Annotated in this window: 15 protein-coding genes; 5 read left to right on the top strand and 10 right to left on the bottom strand. The window is 51.6% G+C overall.

Features of this window, described 5'->3' with window-relative positions; all coding sequences use genetic code 11:
• The first annotated feature begins 90 nt into the window (after positions 1–90).
• The 4 genes from JRJ22_RS02770 to JRJ22_RS02755 all read left to right on the top strand — a co-directional run bounded on the left by JRJ22_RS02770 (position 91) and on the right by JRJ22_RS02755 (position 4,137).
• A complete protein-coding gene (locus tag JRJ22_RS02770; protein ID WP_206103132.1) occupies positions 91–621 on the top strand; it encodes an IS3 family transposase in 531 nt (176 codons plus the stop codon).
• Complete coding sequence (locus tag JRJ22_RS29615; RefSeq protein ID WP_408637861.1) at positions 560–691, top strand: IS3 family transposase; 132 nt, start codon at positions 560–562, stop codon at positions 689–691. Before JRJ22_RS02770 ends, JRJ22_RS29615 begins: the two co-directional genes overlap by 62 nt.
• 548 nt (positions 692–1,239) lie before the next feature.
• The gene (locus tag JRJ22_RS02760) at positions 1,240–3,078 is read left to right on the top strand and encodes an HSP90 family protein (protein ID WP_206103130.1); all 1,839 of its coding nucleotides are present in this window, start codon (positions 1,240–1,242) and stop codon (positions 3,076–3,078) included.
• Positions 3,079–4,137: a hypothetical protein gene (locus JRJ22_RS02755; protein WP_206103129.1), complete on the top strand. Its 1,059-nt coding sequence runs from the start codon at positions 3,079–3,081 to the stop codon at positions 4,135–4,137.
• 162 nt (positions 4,138–4,299) lie between these two features.
• Here the strand turns inward: JRJ22_RS02755 and rlmD are convergent, their stop codons facing one another.
• The 4 genes from rlmD to JRJ22_RS02735 form a co-directional block, all read right to left on the bottom strand.
• Positions 4,300–5,850 (bottom strand): 23S rRNA (uracil(1939)-C(5))-methyltransferase RlmD, encoded by a 1,551-nt coding sequence (gene rlmD, locus JRJ22_RS02750; RefSeq protein ID WP_206103128.1) that lies wholly within the window; start codon positions 5,848–5,850, stop codon positions 4,300–4,302.
• 144 nt (positions 5,851–5,994) lie between these two features.
• Positions 5,995–6,888 (bottom strand): diacylglycerol kinase, encoded by an 894-nt coding sequence (locus JRJ22_RS02745; RefSeq protein ID WP_206103127.1) that lies wholly within the window; start codon positions 6,886–6,888, stop codon positions 5,995–5,997.
• 187 nt (positions 6,889–7,075) lie between these two features.
• Entirely contained in the window at positions 7,076–7,843 is a 768-nt protein-coding gene (locus JRJ22_RS02740; RefSeq protein WP_206103126.1) for a sirohydrochlorin chelatase, read from the bottom strand.
• Positions 7,844–7,846: 3 nt separating this feature from the next.
• Positions 7,847–8,137, bottom strand: a complete 291-nt coding sequence (locus JRJ22_RS02735) for a YerC/YecD family TrpR-related protein (protein ID WP_019913624.1) — start codon at positions 8,135–8,137, stop codon at positions 7,847–7,849.
• Between the two features lie 438 nt (positions 8,138–8,575).
• Here JRJ22_RS02735 and JRJ22_RS02730 point away from each other — a divergent pair, with 438 nt between their 5' ends.
• Entirely contained in the window at positions 8,576–9,121 is a 546-nt protein-coding gene (locus JRJ22_RS02730; RefSeq protein ID WP_206103125.1) for a tyrosine protein kinase, read from the top strand.
• Positions 9,122–9,159: 38 nt separating this feature from the next.
• On the opposite strand, the gene corA is transcribed toward JRJ22_RS02730, so the two are convergent.
• The 6 genes from corA to JRJ22_RS02700 form a co-directional block, all read right to left on the bottom strand.
• Positions 9,160–10,119 (bottom strand): magnesium/cobalt transporter CorA, encoded by a 960-nt coding sequence (gene corA / locus JRJ22_RS02725; RefSeq protein WP_206103124.1) that lies wholly within the window; start codon positions 10,117–10,119, stop codon positions 9,160–9,162.
• 252 nt (positions 10,120–10,371) lie between these two features.
• The gene (locus JRJ22_RS02720; RefSeq protein WP_206103123.1) at positions 10,372–11,274 is read right to left on the bottom strand and encodes a response regulator; all 903 of its coding nucleotides are present in this window, start codon (positions 11,272–11,274) and stop codon (positions 10,372–10,374) included.
• 3 nt (positions 11,275–11,277) lie between these two features.
• Positions 11,278–12,570 (bottom strand): ATP-binding protein, encoded by a 1,293-nt coding sequence (locus JRJ22_RS02715; RefSeq protein WP_206103122.1) that lies wholly within the window; start codon positions 12,568–12,570, stop codon positions 11,278–11,280.
• Between the two features lie 88 nt (positions 12,571–12,658).
• Positions 12,659–13,309: an amino acid ABC transporter permease gene (locus JRJ22_RS02710; protein WP_206103121.1), complete on the bottom strand. Its 651-nt coding sequence runs from the start codon at positions 13,307–13,309 to the stop codon at positions 12,659–12,661.
• Positions 13,310–13,369: 60 nt separating this feature from the next.
• Positions 13,370–14,020, bottom strand: a complete 651-nt coding sequence (locus JRJ22_RS02705) for an amino acid ABC transporter permease (RefSeq protein ID WP_206103120.1) — start codon at positions 14,018–14,020, stop codon at positions 13,370–13,372.
• Between the two features lie 153 nt (positions 14,021–14,173).
• A complete protein-coding gene (locus tag JRJ22_RS02700; protein ID WP_206103119.1) occupies positions 14,174–15,031 on the bottom strand; it encodes a glutamate ABC transporter substrate-binding protein in 858 nt (285 codons plus the stop codon).
• Positions 15,032–15,037 lie beyond the last annotated feature (6 nt).

Raw genomic sequence — 15,037 nt, 5'->3', positions numbered from 1 at the left:
TACAATGGTGTTTACGGCTACCGGCAGCTTCAACTGTTTTTACTACAGGACCATGGGGTCTGGATGAATCATTAGAAGGTACTTCGGCTTATGCAGGTGCTAGGGATCCGCTCACGAATTCGGCGAAAACATCGCTGTAACTACGCTTCTTCGACCGAAGGGCGTGTCGCTAAAAACCTACTGAAACGGGATTTCAAGGCAGATGCTCCAAACCAAAAATGGGTTACAGATGTTACACAATACCGGGTGGGAGAGTCGTGGATCTACCTCTCCGCGGTGAAAGACTTGTTTAATAATGAGATTGTAGCCTACCAGATGAGCCGGAAAAATGACAATCCACTGGTTCTACAGACCTTTGAGAATGCCTTTAACAAGACAAAAGACGTGACCGGACTGATCGTTCACAGCGACCAGGGATTCCAGTACACGTCTCATGCATACCACGACATGCTGCCAAAGGTTGGCGCCCGAATCAGCATGTCTCGACGAGGAAATTGTTATGACAATGCCTCCATGGAGAGCTTCTTCTCGCATCTCAAAACGGAAGAGCTCTACCCTTATGATATCCGAAATATGGATGAGGCACAAAGGCGAATTGAAAGCCTATATTCAATTTTATAACGAACATCGACCGCAACGAAGACTAAATAAGCTGCCTCCGGTAGAGTACCGGAAGCAGCTTATAGCCTAGGGTCTTTTTTTAGTGTCTATAAAACAGGGGCTTGACCAAATTCGCATACGGGCTTTTTTGCTTTACGGGACATGTTCATGAATACAATTCCGCGCAGATTACTTCCGACTACACATTCCAACATACTTCGCTAAAGCTCATATTGTATCAGATCAGACAAATACCAGTAACCAGATTTCACCTCTTATTTTTGTCTATGGATGCGCATAGCCCATTACTGAAATAGAGTTGTCCTTAAAAAAGTAATAACATACTCCCCTTCACTACTAAGCAAAAGAAAAAGCCCTCCTTAACTAAGAAGGGCATGACACCGCTACTTCTCGTTATTCTCCGTTCTAAACTAATAGTGAACAGTACTACAAAGCGACAATTAGGGATGGTGTATATATATGGAATAATACTGGAAAAATTTGTTTCTTAAAAAGAAGCTCGTGGGTAATATATAGAGCGGCATCCGCATACATAACGGTCTGTTGTTGGCATAAAGGACAATACAGTTGTCCTCCTGTGGATGCTAAGTGCGATTATTACAGAATAGGAGAACAAAAATGAATAATCAAACCCAGGATACATATCGTTTTCAGGTCAACTTAAGCGGTATGATCAACATTTTGTCTAACCATTTGTATAGCAGCCCGAAGGTATTCTTGAGGGAGCTGCTGCAAAATGGCGTAGACGCGATTACTGCACGGCAGGCTTATTCCCAGGGTGGATACGATGGCAGGATTCATGTCGAGGTAAGCGAAACTTCAACCGGGGCGACCTTATTAGTAGAAGATAACGGGATCGGGTTAGACGAGTCGGAAATTCATGAGTTCCTGGCAATGATCGGACAATCCTCCAAGCGGGGCGAGGACTTTCTCCAGACCAACACCTCTTTTATCGGGCGGTTTGGCATCGGGCTCTTGTCTTGCTTTATGGTGAGTGACGATATCGTCATGGTTACACAATCCGCCAAGGGCGGACCTGCACTGGAATGGCGCGGGAAGCCGGATGGAACCTATACGATCCGCAAGCTCGAAGGGATACATGCTCCGGGAACTAAAGTTTTTTTGCGTTGCAAAGAAGGCTCCGAGCCGTACTTCAAGGAAGGCAATCTGCAAGAATGGCTGTTCCATTATGGAGCCCTGCTGCCTTATCCCATCCAATTGGTGTCCAATCAAACCACTCGCCTGATTAATCCGCCTTCCCCGTCTTGGGTCAAAGATCCGCAGCTGGCCCGGAAGCATCGCAGCGAGGTGCTGGCCTTTGGTAAGCAGGTGCTTGGGGAGACGTTCCGCGATTTCATTCCTCTGCATACCTCCTCCGGCCGGACGGGAGGCATCGCCTTCATCCTGCCGCAGGCAGTGAACCTGGGCGCCAAACGCAATCACCGGGTGTACTTGAAGCACATGCTGGTCTCCGAAGCCGCCGACAATGTCCTGCCGGACTGGGCGTTCTTCGTCAAATGCATGATCTGGACCGATGAGCTGCAGCCGACCGCTTCCCGGGAGCATTTCTATGAGAACGTCCAGCTGGAGCAGGTGCGGGAAGAACTGGGGAGCAGCATTCGTCAGGAATTGATGAGGATGGCGGAGTATGATCCGGATCGCCTGCAATCCATTATTTCGCTGCATGCCTTATCCATGAAGGCCCTCGCAGTGGAAGATTCGTCCTTCTACTCCATTATTCACGAGTGGCTCCCGTTTGAGAGCACGTTTGGTACGAAGCCGCTTGGCGAGCTGAAGCAGCAGTCCCCCCTTTACTTTACTGCTACTCTGGACGAGTACCGTCAGATTACTCATGTGGCTTCGGCCCAATCCATGCTGGTGGTGAATGGCGGGTATATTTATGACGCTGAGCTGTTGTCCCTGCTGCCCCTAATTGACCCGGACGTGCAAACGGAACGCTTGCTGCCGGAGGAGGTGTCGTTATCCTTTACCGATATTACACCCCAAGAGCGGCTTGACTACTATGAATCCGTAAGATTGGCAGATAGTGTGCTGCAGAAATTCCGCTGCCAGGTGCAGCTTCGCCGCTTCAAGCCAGAGGAGATTCCTGTACTCTACACGCTGTCCCAGGAGTCCGCTCAATGGCGTGTTATGGAGGCAACCAAAGAAGTGAGCACCGACGCTCTGTCCTCCGTTCTGGGCAGCCTGGGCGCTACGTTAAAAGATGCAGCATACGCAACGCTTTATTTTAACCTGAACAATCCTGTCATTGAGCGGGCATTTCATCCGGCGCACAAGGCAATGCTGCCTACCATTATCGAGATGCTGTACTGTAATGCGCTGATGATGGGACATTATCCGATGAACCGCCAAGAGACAGCGCTTTTGAACAAAGGTATCATTCAATTTATTGATTGGGGTATGACGGCCAGTCATTCAACAGGAGGAGGCGAATAGATGAACCTTACCGGGATGAGTTTTGAAGAGCTGATGGACGAAGCCTATGACATGCCAGGCGGAAAGAGTAAGCTGGAACTGCTGGAGCAGGCGGTACGGGTGGCAGATGCCGCAGGAGATCTCGATCAGGGCTTTGAGGCACGCAGCGAAATCGTAGAGACAGGCAGCTTCCACGGCTATCCAATGAAGGCGCTGGTCGCCTTTTCCTGGCAATTGGGGCAGTATGACAAAAATCCGGACCGGTTTGATAGCTTCACCTTGCTGTGGTCCTACAAGTGGGTTCTGGATCGCATCACTTCTTTTCCAGAAATTAGCCGTGTTCAGATCGAGAACCTGCTGGAGGACATGAAGATCCGTTTTGCGGCCGAAGGCTATAGCAGCCGTTCCTATCACTATTACCGGGCACATATCTTCGCGGAGTTTGGAGAGCTGGACAATTCTCAGGCAGAATGGGATATCGTACAGTCCATGGATCGGGATGAGATGAGCGATTGTCCAGCCTGTGAGCAGAACCGCCTTGTCGAGTTTCTGGCGAAGCGGGGAGATGACGAAGGAACCGTGAAGGCGGCCGAGCCGATTCTCAAAGGTAAAATGAGCTGCGGCGAGGTGCCTCATGTGACCATCACGAAGGTGCTGTTTCCTCTCCTGCGGCTGGGCCGTCAGCAGGAAGCAGATAAGCTTCAGAAGAAAGGCTTCAAATTGGTAAAGGGTAACCGCGATTTTCTGTATCATCAGGGAGAGCACATCGGTTACCTGACCTTGACTGATCCAATCAAGGCACTGGAGGTCTTTGAAGAGTATATCGCGTCCTCTCTCGATCATGAGAACCCGGTCGACCGGATGATATTCAACGCCTATTCGGCCAAGCTGTTCCGACAGCTGGCGGGAGAATCCATCCGCTTCCAGGTCAAGCTTCCGGCAGGACACCCGTGTGAGCACCAGTCCGGGGAGGTAACGTTACTTGCGAAGCACTTCCAGCAAGACGCTCTCGCCACAGCGGAAAAGCTGGATAAGCGAAACGGTAACGATTACTATACCGCACTCCTGCAACGATTGTAGACTGTGTTCCTGTTCCAGTTTCACATTTTTATTATAGGCACAGTGTTAGACGCAATAATGCCTTATACTAACCTTTGATGCGCTTATCGTAGCGCTGCTGTCCCAATAAAAACAATAGACCGCACTGCCGGCAAAGGCATGCGGTCTATTTGATTCCGGTACTCAAAAACCCTTATAAATCAAGGAACAAACAGCCTCCACATGCACCGTATGCGGGAACATATCCACCGGAGTGACCTCCACCGTCTTATACCCGCCATCCTCCAGCACCCGCAAATCCCTCGCCAGTGTCGATGGATTACACGACACATACACCACACGCTCTGGCTTCATCGCCAAAATAGTATCCAGTAAGCGCGGGTCGCAGCCTTTACGCGGCGGATCGACCACGATCACGTCAGGTGTGACGCCTTGCTCTTTCCAGTTTGGAATGACATCCTCGGATGCTCCTACTTCGAACACTACGTTGTTCATATTATTAAGCCGGGCATTTCCCCGGGCATCCTCAATAGCTTCAGGCACAATCTCTACACCGTAGACCTTAGCCGCGTGCTGCGCCAGGAACAGCGAGATTGTCCCGATGCCGCAATAGGCATCGATAACCGTCTCGTTGCCAGTCAGTCCGGCGTATTCTACAGTTTTGCCGTACAGCACCTCAGTCTGTGCCGGGTTCACCTGATAGAAGGAACGCGCCGAGATCGCAAACTGTACATCTCCGATGTAATCGTAGATAACATCTCTGCCCCACAGGACACGGGTTTCGTTGCCGAAGATGACATTCGTACGCTGGGTATTGACGTTCTGGCAGATGCTAACAACAGCCGGAAGCTGTTCGCGGATGCTGCCGAGCCAGGCGTCCAGGTGCGGGATGTCCCGGCCGTTGGTTAAGAGGACGAGCATCATTTCGCCGGTGCGGAAGGCTTTCTTCACGACTACGTGACGGAGCAGTCCGCGTCCGGTTTCTTCATCATAGGCGGAGATGCCAAGCTCTCTGCCGATACGTTTCACCGCAGCTACAACATCGTCGTTGTGTTCGTGCTGTATCAGGCACGTCTCCATATCGACGATCCGGTGGCTGCCGCGGGCGTAGAAACCGCCGACGAGGCCGCCTTCGGTGACGCCGATTGGTACCTGAGCCTTGTTGCGGTAACGCCAAGGCTCGTCCATACCCAGTGTAGGCCGGACAATAATGCCGTCAGCTTGAGCCCCAGGAGCACTTCCACTCGCCACGCTATCTCCCTCAGCCGCCACACTTTCCTTCCCTGCCGAATCACCGACACTTCCAGCTTCCGCGCCTCTTCCCGGCGCCCCAGCTACCCCTAGCTTCCCGATCCGCTGAAGGTTGTCCACCACCAGCTGGCGTTTCCACGCCAGCTGGGCGGTGTAATCCATATGCTGCAGCTGGCAGCCGCCGCATTGGTCGTAGATCGGGCAAGGCGGCGCGATGCGGTCGCCGCTGGCCTGCACAAGCTCCAGCAGCTTAGCGTAGCCATACTGCTTCTTGGTCTTAAGCACCTTGGCCCGGACCTTCTCACCGGGCAGGGCTCCAGACACAAAAAGGGTAAAGCCTTCTACGCGGCCTACCCCTTCGCCTTCATGGGTCATGCCGATGATATCGAGCATAACCTCGTCATTCTTATTCACTGGCAGTCCGGCGGCAGGCGCCGTGCCTTCCCGGCGGCTTGCGCTGCGTCCACTGCGTTGTTTACTCATGCTATATATTCACTTCTTTCGTGTTCTTCTAATACAAAAGCTCCAGCTGACCCGGGCGAGCCACCGCACGAACCAAGTGGAGCATTTCTGTCATGTTGCCGTCTTACAATGCGGCCTCACAGCCGAACCCCGTGTTCCCAGCCCTCAATGATTCTGGGCAAAAATCCGCAGATGCTGCGGCAGGATCTGGAACTTGCCCGGAAGGGTGCCGCCGAGTTCTCCGTCCAGATTGAGCTGGACGTATCCCGGAGAGGTGACCTCCATCGCGTCGGTACGGAAGTACACAACTTTCTTGTCCTGCAGATGCTCACCGCGGCTGGCCAATGTGACCAGACGGATGAACTCGGCAAGGTTGCATTTCTTGACGGCAATGACGTCAAACAGGCCGTCGTCGATGCGGGCATCCGGGGCCAGCTTCTCGAAGCCGCCGACAGAATTAGTGTTGGCGATCAGGAAGAGCATGAACTCGTCATGGATCAGCTCCTGGCCGTTCGCCCGGATGTACAGCTCCTGCGGTGACAGGCTGGCCATTTTCTCAATCCCCTTGAGGTAATAAGCCAGTTGTCCCATCATCGTCTTAAGTCTGCTGGGAACCTCGTATGTCAGCTCGGTCAGGCGGCCGCCGCCGGCTATATTAATAAAGTATCGGTCGTTGGCTTTGCCGAGGTCAATCAGGCGCGATTCCTGGCGCAGAATCAGATCGCAGGAATCCTCCCAGTTCTTCGGAATGCCCATCGCCCGGGCAAAATCATTGGTAGTACCCAGCGGCAATACGCCGAGCGGGGGAAGATTGGGCTTCTCCGCCATACCGTTAATAACCTCGTTCAGCGTGCCGTCCCCGCCGGCTGCTATGATCAGATCATAACATCCGCGTTCAACCGCTTCTGCCGCAGCTGCGGTAGCATCGCCTTCTCCGGTTGTAGCATGACAAGTTGCTTCAATGCCGCCTATATCCAGCCGGTCCAAAATGTCGGCGAGTCGCTTTTTCATTTCTTCCCGTCCAGAAGTGGGATTATAAATCAATCTCGCAGTTTTCATTACCGGAACGCCACCTGTTTATATAATAGATAACCTTACTGATTATACCCAATTCAGCACCCTACAAGCAATGTTGGAGACTAACCGGCGAATATATTTATGCTAAATAAGCTTCCTCAGCAGGCAATCTAAATATATGTATGCGGCGGCAGCGGAAATCAGCACTCCCGGAGTGTGAAATCCGCAATTAATGAACCCGCAGCTTCTCCAGCATCTTGAGCACCTGCTGCTCAATCCAGTGCGGCAGCAGCGGATGCGGCAGCAGCGTGCTGCCTGAATAAGCATACCTCAGGCCCTCAAGCCGCTTCGGAATGACTACTTTAGTGAAATAGCCCTCACTTAGAAAGAGCGGAGCCACCAGGACATCATAGCCCTGCCCGATCCAATATTCAGCCCGCTCTCTTACATTCTCCGGGTTCAGCAGACCGTAATCAGCTGCTGCCACTCCGCTGACCTGGCGTACCCGCTCCGCCAGGGAGGAGATGCCAACTTCCCAGCGCTGGCGGAAGCCGTCATGTATGCTGCCATGCCCCACGAGGAGAATGACCTCCCGCTCCGGGTGGACAGACAGCTCCCGCAGCTTGTCCCAGAGCATTACGGCAATATCCGGATCATCGTCTACCGGGTAGCCGTAATGCACTTTAGCCTGTACCTCGAAGCATTCCAGATCGGTCTCGCGTTCAGGGGCAGGCTTCGCCCCAAGCGCATACTCTATCTCATCGATATGCGTACTTCCCGAAGAAACAAACAAGGGGATCACAATGATATCTGTGACCCCTGCATATTCCAGCTCATTTATACCATCTTGAATCAAACGGCCTTCTACCAGCTCCAGAAAAGAAACCGCCACCGGCAGCTCTTTCTCCAGCGATAAATGGCCCACTGCTTCATCTACAATCGAAACCCAGGCCTTGTCGCGGGAGCCATGACTGATAATAAGTACGCCCGGCTTCATATCTTAACGCCCCAGACGTTCCAGCGTTAATTTATAACCGTCATTACCGTAATTCAGGCAGCGCTTCACCCGTGAGATCGTCGCTGTGCTTGCTCCGGTCTCGGCTTCGATTTGGTTATAGGTAGAGCCTTTGCCGAGCATGCGTGCAACCTCCAGACGCTGAGACAGCGACTGAATTTCGTTTACGGTGCACAGATCGTCAAAGAACACATAGCATTCTTCCATATTTTTCAAGGTTAGAATCGCTTCAAATAATTGGTCAATACTTTTATCGTTTAGCTTCTTAAGCTGCATCGTAGATCATCCCCTAAAAGTTTGGTCAGCATCATTTTCACTGATTAAGCATTATTCAAAACTGACTTTAAAACATTTAAAAATATAAATATTAACAGACTATCTTGCCTCTACTATATTGTACTGGAGCAGTTTTTTCAAGCATTAACGATTTCACGCTGTAAAGAACGAAAACAATGGACAACTGTCCACCACGGGCGCACACATTCTTATGTAACCGAAACCCTGCTTCCTCTACTCTATAGGATTTACCGCCTTAATTATAGTACTACATAAGCGCCGAAAATCAAGCATGGACACGGTTTCTTCACTTCCGCATCCCCCTGCTGGGCATTCGCCCTTTTCCGCTGCTATCCCGGTCACCCGGGCGTTTGTCTATACCTTATGTTCGCCTATGACATACAGTATAGCAAACCACTAACGAAGGAATGTGATGTTATGCCTAACCATTACTATAATCATTCCAGCCGGGATAGACGTTCACTGGCCGGTCCGTATAATTACTCCCCCTATCCCGGAATCGGTTCATACGTCCAGCCGCCTCCCCCTGTGGAGGCCGGAATGTTGCCTGCGCTTGGGACGGAGGCGGCAGAAGCAGCGCTGGCTGTGCCCGTAACCGAAGCTGCTGCTGCCCCAAAAGCCGGCGGACTGCTGGGCGGTCTCGGCAATCTCGGCAATCTGGCCAATATGGAGCAGCTCAAAGGCATTATAGACCGGATGGGCGGGATCGACGGGATCGTAAACTCCATGGGCAAGGTACAGAAGGTGATGCAGGGCTTTCAGCAAATGGCACCGATGGTGAAGCTCGTTATGGGCACCTTCGGCAAGAAGAAAGGCTCGGGCGCACTGGCTGCAGAAGAGGATGCTGCCCTGTATAAGCCCAAATCACGCAAAAAAAGACGCCCCTCCACGCAGCGCCGCAAATCACCACCTAAAAATCGCCGTAAGTCTTCTCCTGCCTCTGTGAAACGCCGCCGCACTTAGCGGTGGCGTTTTACTTTTTTACCGCAGACTCTTCCGTCCTACTTAAACCAGCCGCTCCGCCGGAACCACTGGAACATGCCCGCCCCCAGCCCCAGCATCAGCAGCAGGATCACTGGATACCCGTATGCCCAGTCCAGCTCCGGCATCACTCTGAAGTTCATTCCGTAGATTCCCGCGATCAGGGTCAGCGGCATGAACACCGTCGTGATCACAGTGAGTGTCTTCATTATGGAATTCATCCGGTTGGAGTTAAGTGAGATGTAGCTGTCCCGCAGATCGGCGGTCATTTCCCGGTCGACCTCAATCATGTCGGTCAGCTTCAGCAGATGATCATAGATATCGCCGAAATAAATCCGTTCCTCCCCGTTGCTCTGCACATGCTGCGAATTAACGATCCGGTACATCAGATCACGCATTGGGACAATCGTCCGGCGCAGCTTCAGCAGCCGCCCCCGCACATTGAATACCTGGCTCATCAGCTCTTCCACCGATTCCGTGCTGCCCATGCTCTCCAGGTCCGCCAGCTCGTCTTCCAGACTGTACAAGCTGGGAAAATATTTGTCGACCAGCTTATCCATCACGGTGTAGGCGGCAGCCATCGGTCCTCCTGACCATCCTTTGCGGCTGTGAATCTCCCCTTGCACGATCTCCCAGGCTTCATCCATTTCTGATTTCTGCTGGTGATGATAGGAGACGAGGAAGCTTTTATTTAAGAACAGGTCTATTTCCTCCGCGTCCAGCGTCACTTCATTGAGCGCATGCAGCACTAAAAACTGCACATTCTCATAATAATCCAGCTTAGGCCGCTGCAGGACATGCATGCAATCCTCAATCGCCAGGGGGTGAAAATGAAAGTAAGTGTCGAGCAGGAGCGTTTCCTCCGGTGTTGGGGAGGCGAAATCGGCCCAGATCCAGGCATAATCAGCTATTGTTATGCTCTGAAGCGGCAGATCTGTCAGCAGCTCACCTTCATGTGTTACCGCTAGTGTACGTATCATCTATGAGTCCTCCGTTTAATCCTGTTTCCTATGTAGATAGAACTTGGTAATCTTCTATTTTGGATGGGCTGTGACTACAGAGAACATTTTTTTCAAGTTCATCTATTGTCGGCAGCGGCATTAATGTTACCATTGTACAGCATACGGCGGCTTCTGCCCAAATCCCTGTTCATCTGCAAAAAAATAACCGCCAGCCCGCTCTTCAGCGGTTCCGGAGGTTGTCTTATTGTTATGCTCTGACCGTCCGCAGGATTAGCGGCCCAGGCCTTCCAGCAGCTCCAAATGCAATACCTGCAGGAACTTCTTCAGATTGACCTTCACTTTGCCTGAATCCCGGCCCAGCTCGATCTCTTTCATCTTCAGCCGCACCTCTTCAAAGTCGAAATAGAGCGGCGCATAATGCTCAAACTTCGGATTCCCGTAATCCGTCAGCCCGATCGAAGCCAGATTAGTCAGCCCGGCAGACAAAGCGCGGCGCAGGCGCTGTTCAATCGCTTTGACCTCCTTGGCGGCTTCAGCAGGAGACGTCTTATAGGTAGCCGCAGCCATTTCATATAGCTCCTTGAGCGGGGGAAGGGTCCGGTTATCCTCTCTGGCGGCTGTAAGCTCCATCATCAGAATGATATCCCGGCTCCCGGCCTCAGAGATCATGCCCATATTCATCAGAATCGGCTGGATAATCTCTTTTACAGAACGTTTATTCACTGCGGCCGGCGCCAGTCCGAACTGCAGCCCTTCCAGCTTGCCGAGACTCAATTTGATCTCATCCAGGTAACGGTTAATCGCATAACGCTCATTCACTTTATGCAGCACGGACTCGACTTCGATTTTATTGATCGGCTTACGGATGAAGAACTCGATTCCGCTGCGGTAGGCACGGCCGACCATATCACTGTTCTCGATCTGTGAGATCATCACGAATTTGGAGCGGCAGCCCTGGGCCTGCAGCGAATTAATTGTCTCAATCCCGTCCTGGTCCGGCATCAGCAGATCCATCAGCACAATATCCGGACGTTCCTCCAGAATCAGACGCACTCCGTCCTGCCCGCATTCCGCGGTACCGGTCACTTCGCCAAGTCCGCTGTCCTCAATAATATGCTGCAGCATTCTTCTGGCCGACCCGTCGTCATCTACTATACAGAAAGATAGCGGCATTCCCTATTCCTCCTCCTTCCGCAGCTTTGCCGTCGGTAAACTAATCTGAAACCTGGCCCCTCCATGCTTTGAGGCATTATCGACTGTAAGTTGTCCTCCGAATAAGTCCACAATGTCCTTCACATGCGACAGTCCAATCCCTGTAGCCGCAACGCCCTCCTGATCGAACTTCGTGGTAAAGCCCGGCTCGAACAGCAGCTCACGGTCACGTTCAGCAATCCCGCCGCCGCTGTCCGCTACTGCAAAGACCGTATTCTCCCCATCCTCATACACTTCAAGGGACACAATGCCTTCAACTTTTATCACTTCAACCGCATTAGCCGTGAGATTACCCAGCAGAGTTAACAGAGGGATGTAGCTCGCGGTGATATAATCAGAGTTCATCATCAGTATAAAATGAATTTGCTTGCCCAGCATTTCAGCGTACTTGGCATTGCTCTTGAGCGTAAACTTCATGATCACAGACAGCGGCAGATCGCCGGTCGCCTCACGTTCCACAAGCTTCACCAGACCCGCCAGAATGCGCTGTGAATCCTTCTTCACTTCATGAATCTGCTGGGTAATGTCGAGCACCTGACGGCTGTAGGGCCTAAGCTCTTCCTCCGCCTTGAGGCTGCGGTACAGATCATAGCTGCTTAAGGTCACACGCTCCAGCGTTCCGATTGATTTCTCCAGATAAAAAACTTCCCCGTACAGCCCTGAGCCGAAGCCTAACATCTGCTCCATCCGCCGGTTCTGCTCCCGCTGCGTAATCCGCATCTGGCTGACAGAAATACTGCTGTATACCCCGGTTGTAAAATAAGTACGAATCACCGCAATCGCCATCAGAAACGTCCATTCATTCAGCCGGAAGGTAGCCGAGTCCAGCACAATCAGCCGGGTAAGCAGTTCCATCTCGTTCGACAGCAGATCAATAATCGCCGCAACGCCGCCAAGGACCAGAGGGTGGAACGTATCCAGCCGGCTTTTGATCAGACTCATCAGCACCGCGAACACAATATAATAGACCATCGCTGAGAAATGGCTGTTCAGACTCTGAAGAAACGAACCTCCGCTGCCGGCTGCAGCATCCATCCCGGTGCGGAATAATAACACGGTGACACCGGTGGCGATTCCCGTAGTAATATATGGCAGCCGCCTCATTAAAAGCAAAAACAGCAGAAAAGCGCTGCTGCCTAGTGCAATCCGGAAGATGTCGCCGTCAAACGGATTTATTTTGAATTCCCCGGCCACTGCTGTCCCCAAAGCTACCACAGCAATCTGCAGCGCCCTGGATTTAAGTATAGATTGTCCCATCGCCCACTGCTCCTGCCAAGAGATGTTGTCAACTATACTACCATAACCCCCGCTTCTTTTATATGCTATGGTATTGGTTTCCGCTAAATCAGGCCGTTTTATGCTCAAGTCTTCTCGAAACCAGCGACAGCAGATAATTCACTGCGAAATACAGCACGGCAATCAGGAGCAAAACAGGAATCGTAAAGCTTTCCTTCTGCCCCATCACAATCTTCGCATTATGTATCAGTTCCGGCAGGGCGACGATTGTCGCGAGTGAGGTATCCTTGAGCAGGGAAATGAACTGGCTGACGAGCGGCGGCACCATATGACGCAGTCCCTGCGGAAGCACGATATGCCATAGCGTCTGGAAGCTGCTGAGTCCGGACGAACGTGCGGCTTCAATCTGTCCCTTGTCAACGGCCGTTAGTCCCCCGCGCACAATCTCCGCAATCATCGCAGCCTCAAAGATCGTGAGTGCGGCAATCGCCGCAGTGGTCAGCCCCATCTTGATTCCTACCTCAGGCAGTGCGAAGCGGACGAAGAAAATAATCAGCAGCAGCGGCAGGTTACGGATCAGCTCGACCAGAAAGAACATCACCGGCGAGAGCACCGGCACTTCCGCATAGCGGATTACACCGACAATTACGCCAATCACAAAGCTCAGGATGATCGACACAAAAGCCACAATCAGTGTAAGGTAGAAGCCGTCCATCAAAAAACCTAAATTAGCGGCTGAAAATGCACCGGCAAAATCCATAGTATCCCTCCTTGCTAGTTATCAAAGTGTTTCAAAATCTTAATTCAGGGAGTGTGCCTATTAGTACTTCCGCTGCAATCTGCGCTCCCATACACGGACGCCATAACTGAGCGGCAGTGTCAGCACCAGATAGAATACCGCTACAAAAATATAAGTATCGAAGGTGCGGTAGGTCTCTGTAGAGATGCTGTCTGCAAAATACATCAGGTCCATCCCGGCAACAATGGTCAGCACGGAAGAGTTCTTAATCAGGTTAATGAACTGGTTCCCAAGCGGCGGAATGACCAGCTTAATAGCCTGCGGCAAAATTACATGCATCATCGTCTGGATATAGCTGAGTCCGGAGGAACGTGCCGCCTCCATCTGCCCTTTGGGGACAGCCATAATTCCTGCACGGATCGCTTCTGCAATAAATGCCGAGGTGTACACAGCCAGACCAATCGTTCCAGCCTTGAAGCCATCAAGAGGAAAACCCAGTGCTGACGGGCCATAATAGAAAATATACACAACGAGCAGCAGCGGAATATTACGGACGAACTCGACGTATCCCGTTCCGAACCAGCGCAGTGCCTTCACTGTGGTGATGCGGAACACCGCTATTACCGCCCCGAGCAGGAAGCTGCCGATTAAGGCCAGTACACTGGACAGGATCGTACCCCAGAAGCCCTCCAGATAAAGCCCGAAATAATCGGTTAATATCGAAAAATCCATTGTTCTCACCTACCCTTGCCTACAAGATAATTAGTTGGGCTTACTTACTCTATTCCTATGCGTTCTGCCCTTTTACAAGAAGAAACGGCAGAGCCGTCCTTTACAGGGCCGGGTACCGTTTCTGTAATCCTTATAAGGGCAAGACCTGTTCACTTATTTCGCTGGAGCTTTACCGATCCATTTGGTATAGATGGCGTCGTATTCGCCGTTTGCTTTCAGTTCAGCCAGTGTATCATTAATGGCCTTAACCACATCCGTGTTGCCTTTTTGTACAGCAATGCCGTACGGCTCATCGGTGAACGGTTTTCCTACAACTTCATAACCGTCATCCTGGGAAGCCATACCGTACAGAATCGCATCGTCGGTTGTCAGCGCATCCCCTTGACCTGCCTTCAGGGCTGCGAATGCATCCTGATAGTTATCGAATTCCAGGACCGTTACACCCGGAACCTTCTCTTTAATGTTCTTGATCGAAGTAGCACCCTTGGAGCCCAGGATCTTGGTATCCTTGGTTACACTTTCAAGTCCGGTAATCGGACTGCCTTTCTTCACGAGCAGCGATTGTCCGGCCTGGAAATACACGTCGGAGAAATCCACTTCCTTCTTGCGTTCCTCGGTAATTGTCATTGTAGCGACAACCATATCGATTTCGCCGTTATTCAGCATCGGAATGCGTGTCTTGGACGTTACTTCCTTCAGCTCAATAGCATTTTCGTCACCCAGAATGTGTTTGGCAATTGCTTTGGAGATATCAATATCGAAGCCTTCAACCTTGCCGGAGGCAGGATCCTTCAGTCCGAACAATCTGGTATCATATTTAACTCCAACCAGCAGCTTGCCGCGTTCCTTAATCTTGGCGATCGCAGCAGAATCCGCTGCTTCCCCGGCGGCATTGCCGCCGCTGGCTGCGGTATTATTGCCCGCATTGTTGTTATTTCCGCATCCGGCAATGACGAATAATGCAGCGACGATCAGCACACTTAACCATTTGAAGCTCTTCAATTTGTTCATTTCTCT

The sequence above is a fragment of the Paenibacillus tianjinensis genome (assembly GCF_017086365.1).
Classification (GTDB): Bacteria; Bacillota; Bacilli; order Paenibacillales; family Paenibacillaceae; genus Paenibacillus_AQ; species Paenibacillus_AQ tianjinensis.
Note: the sequence above shows the minus strand (reverse complement) of the source record. Positions and strands in the feature narration are given on the sequence as shown.

What these genes read in the sequence shown, in the direction of transcription:
- JRJ22_RS02755 (WP_206103129.1), top strand. Translation starts at nt 3,079, where the DNA reads ATGAACCTTACCGGGATGAGTTTTGAAGAGCTGATGGACGAAGCCTAT.
- rlmD (WP_206103128.1), bottom strand. Translation starts at nt 5,850, where the DNA reads ATGAGTAAACAACGCAGTGGACGCAGCGCAAGCCGCCGGGAAGGCACG.
- JRJ22_RS02715 (WP_206103122.1), bottom strand. Translation starts at nt 12,570, where the DNA reads ATGGGACAATCTATACTTAAATCCAGGGCGCTGCAGATTGCTGTGGTA.
- JRJ22_RS02705 (WP_206103120.1), bottom strand. Translation starts at nt 14,020, where the DNA reads ATGGATTTTTCGATATTAACCGATTATTTCGGGCTTTATCTGGAGGGC.
- JRJ22_RS02745 (WP_206103127.1), bottom strand. Translation starts at nt 6,888, where the DNA reads ATGAAAACTGCGAGATTGATTTATAATCCCACTTCTGGACGGGAAGAA.
- JRJ22_RS02740 (WP_206103126.1), bottom strand. Translation starts at nt 7,843, where the DNA reads ATGAAGCCGGGCGTACTTATTATCAGTCATGGCTCCCGCGACAAGGCC.
- JRJ22_RS02700 (WP_206103119.1), bottom strand. Translation starts at nt 15,031, where the DNA reads ATGAACAAATTGAAGAGCTTCAAATGGTTAAGTGTGCTGATCGTCGCT.
- JRJ22_RS02770 (WP_206103132.1), top strand. Translation starts at nt 91, where the DNA reads ATGCAGGTGCTAGGGATCCGCTCACGAATTCGGCGAAAACATCGCTGT.
- JRJ22_RS02760 (WP_206103130.1), top strand. Translation starts at nt 1,240, where the DNA reads ATGAATAATCAAACCCAGGATACATATCGTTTTCAGGTCAACTTAAGC.
- JRJ22_RS02720 (WP_206103123.1), bottom strand. Translation starts at nt 11,274, where the DNA reads ATGCCGCTATCTTTCTGTATAGTAGATGACGACGGGTCGGCCAGAAGA.
- JRJ22_RS02735 (WP_019913624.1), bottom strand. Translation starts at nt 8,137, where the DNA reads ATGCAGCTTAAGAAGCTAAACGATAAAAGTATTGACCAATTATTTGAA.
- JRJ22_RS02730 (WP_206103125.1), top strand. Translation starts at nt 8,576, where the DNA reads ATGCCTAACCATTACTATAATCATTCCAGCCGGGATAGACGTTCACTG.
- corA (WP_206103124.1), bottom strand. Translation starts at nt 10,119, where the DNA reads ATGATACGTACACTAGCGGTAACACATGAAGGTGAGCTGCTGACAGAT.
- JRJ22_RS02710 (WP_206103121.1), bottom strand. Translation starts at nt 13,309, where the DNA reads ATGGATTTTGCCGGTGCATTTTCAGCCGCTAATTTAGGTTTTTTGATG.
- JRJ22_RS29615 (WP_408637861.1), top strand. Translation starts at nt 560, where the DNA reads ATGATATCCGAAATATGGATGAGGCACAAAGGCGAATTGAAAGCCTAT.